Genomic DNA, 367 nt, shown 5'->3' on the forward strand with positions numbered 1-367 from the left:
CGGAGGCAGAAATTGAGGAAAAAATGGAAATGCCAATAAAAGAGAAGGGAGTTTATCTAGTGACAGGCGGCCTTGGCGGTATAAGCGCACATGTTGCTAGGATGCTGCTTAAGGAATATCAGACTCGAATCATTATAGTAGGTAGAACCATTTTGCCTGACCGTGTTTTATGGGACGAATACATGGATTGTAATCTCAATCTATCGAGAAAAATCAAGACCTATAAAGATCTCGAAAGTATGGGCGGTCAGATTGTATATGTTAGTGGCGATATTAACGACGATGGCTTCATTCAAACCCTTCAGCACACAGCTGAAACGACCTGGGGCTGTAAGTTAGACGGTATTTTCCACTTGGCAGGTATCGG

Annotated in this window: 1 protein-coding gene; it reads left to right on the forward strand. The window is 43.1% G+C overall.

Translation table 11 applies throughout. The features are described from left to right. Window positions 1–367 (forward strand): KR domain-containing protein (locus RCF13_RS23645; RefSeq protein WP_308141601.1); only part of this gene is annotated, 367 nt, incomplete at both ends.

Source organism: Stenotrophomonas maltophilia group sp. RNC7 (genome assembly GCF_030910085.1).
Taxonomy (GTDB): Bacteria; Pseudomonadota; Gammaproteobacteria; order Xanthomonadales; family Xanthomonadaceae; genus Stenotrophomonas; species Stenotrophomonas sepilia.